The organism is Streptococcus fryi, assembly GCF_053206505.1.
The window spans coordinates 1-2,232 of record NZ_JBRUGW010000064.1 but is presented as its reverse complement, the minus strand read 5'-3'; the positions used below and the strand labels follow the sequence as shown (position 1 = coordinate 2,232).

3 protein-coding genes and 1 pseudogene are annotated in these 2,232 nt (G+C 37.5%); all 4 read left to right on the top strand.

What is annotated here, in order from left to right; genetic code table 11:
• Window positions 1–691: phage minor capsid protein (locus ACVRZH_RS09960; protein WP_447455123.1), on the top strand; the 691-nt coding region annotated here is incomplete at its 5' end.
• Window positions 688–927 (top strand): hypothetical protein, encoded by a 240-nt coding sequence (locus ACVRZH_RS09955; protein ID WP_447455122.1) that lies wholly within the window; start codon window positions 688–690, stop codon window positions 925–927. The genes ACVRZH_RS09960 and ACVRZH_RS09955, both read left to right, overlap by 4 nt.
• Before the next feature lie 168 nt (window positions 928–1,095).
• Window positions 1,096–1,659 carry a phage scaffolding protein gene (locus tag ACVRZH_RS09950; RefSeq protein WP_447455121.1) on the top strand — a complete coding sequence of 188 codons (564 nt, stop codon included), beginning with the start codon at window positions 1,096–1,098 and terminating at the stop codon, window positions 1,657–1,659.
• Window positions 1,660–1,676: 17 nt separating this feature from the next.
• Window positions 1,677–2,232, top strand: a pseudogene (locus ACVRZH_RS09945) (phage capsid protein); the annotation flags it as partial.

Sequence of the window (2,232 nt, the reverse complement as noted above, 5' to 3'; positions counted from 1 at the left end):
CACCCCAGAGCAAGCGGAAGAAAATGCACGTATTGAGGCTAAACAGAGAGCCTTAGAGCGTACAGTTAGACATCACAAGGAGAGGCTACATTATGCAAAAACAATGGGAGACAGTGAACTTGAGATGCGGGAAAAACTACAAGTTAGGAAAAACCAAGGTAAGTTAAGGAATTTGGTTGCTAGTCATGATTTCCTCAATCGTGATTATAGCCGTGAAAGATTTGCGCCTTCGAGTAGCGGTAAAATCTCTGGGGCATTGAATGAATATAGCAAACAAATCAATAAATTCAAACCACTTTTGCCAGGAGAGGATAGAGCTAAGGCATTATATTTACAATTTGCTCAACGTAATGCAGTTTATCAAGCTAAACATATCCAAAATGCTGTACCAGATTTTAGCTATAAAGATGGTTTGATGGTCTATAATCATATTTTTAGGAACAAGCATAATCTATACGGTAAGGTAAAAATGTTTGATCCAGATGTAGACATGGCTGATAGCTTTGCCCGTATATTTAATGGACAAAAATTGTTGCCACATGATATAATTATGTTGAAACATGAAAGGCACGAGGCACAGTTGATGTCTCAAGGTTTAGATTACGATACAGCACATAAAATGACCGAGGAAATATATAACTATGATTCCGCAGTCAAAGCCTATAAAAAAAGAAAGGGGGATAGTAAGTGATTAAGTTGTTTTTGAAATCAGAAACAGGTGATTTTATCACCTATGATTATTATGTTAATGATAAGAGGGATAGCGATAGCCACGGTATAGTAAAGGTATCAAAAATAGATAAGTCTTATAAGGTTATAAAAAAAGATAACTCCCCTTTTAATGCTTGGGCGCACGCTGTTAGGTTTGCTTTATCAGCAATTGAGGAAGAATATACCGAACAAACTGGTACTGTTGCTTGGTACTAACTCACTCAAATAAAACACCAACACTTAGAATTTTCTAGGTGTTTTTTTGTTGTCTTTTTATGCTTAAAACCGTAAAAAATCCCATTTCATCCAGAGTAAACTGAAATAGTAAATAATATTTTGCTTTTAGCGGGAGTTATCCGCTCAAAAAGAACTAAGGAGGTACAAATGGCATTTACAACAGAGGCTTTACAAGAGCTTGGATTGACAAAAGAGCAGATTAAAGATGTGTTTGCTTTGCATGGTAAAGACCTAAATGCACTTAAAGCTGACCTTGAGACAGCAACCCAAGAGCGAGAGAGCCTTAAAAACCAATTGCAAAACACAGAGGCACAACTTGAAACGTTAAAAACAGATGCAAGTACCACGGCTGAACAAAAAGAGGCTTTGGAGGCTTTGCAAGCTGAATATGACAAGTATAAAGAGGATGCAGCTGCTGAACTTGCAAAAACTCAAAAGGTTAGTGCTATCAATCTTGCTTTGAGAGATACAAATGCACACAGTTCTGACGCTTTGATGAAGTTTATTGATGTTGATGCTATTGAGCTTGATGAAAATGGCAAACCAAAACTAGATGACATCATCACTGGTTTAAAGGAAAGTGACCCATATTTGTTTAAAGCAGAAGATGATAAACCTAACCCTAATATCGTACCGCCAGGGAATCCATCAGCTAATGGTGCAGGTGATACTGACCCATTCCAAGCGGTTATGGATAACTACGGCAAGTAAAAGAAGGGAGATTACACATGCCAGCTAATCAAAACAATTCCGCACGTCGTTACGAAAAACAATATGCGGGCATTTTGAAAACAGTATTTGGAGTGAGAGCTGCATTTACAGGCGCTTTATCTAAAATTCAAATTTTAGATGGGGTTCAAGAAAATTCAAAGGCGTTCTCTGTTAAAACAAACAATACGCCAGTTGTTGTTGGTGAATACAAGACTGGAACGAATGATGGAGGTTTCGGAGATGGTTCTGGAGCTAATTCACGCTTTGGTGACTTAACTGAAATCAAGTATGACAATACCGATGTCGAGTATGACTATACACTAACAATCCATGAAGGATTAGATCGTTACACTGTAAACAATGATTTAAATGCAGCTATTGCTGATCGTTTAAAACTACAATCTGAGGCTCAAACACGAAAAATGAATACTCGGATTGGTAAGTTTATGTCAGACAATGCAGGTAAAACAGAGGCTCTTGCTGATTTTACAGAGGCAAACATCAAGGCATTGTTTAACAAAATCAAGGCGCACTACGTTAATAAAGAGGTACTTGTACCAGTTACCATCTACC

Excerpts from the sequence above, each read along its gene's own strand:
- ACVRZH_RS09950 (WP_447455121.1), top strand. The coding sequence starts at position 1,096 with ATGGCATTTACAACAGAGGCTTTACAAGAGCTTGGATTGACAAAAGAG.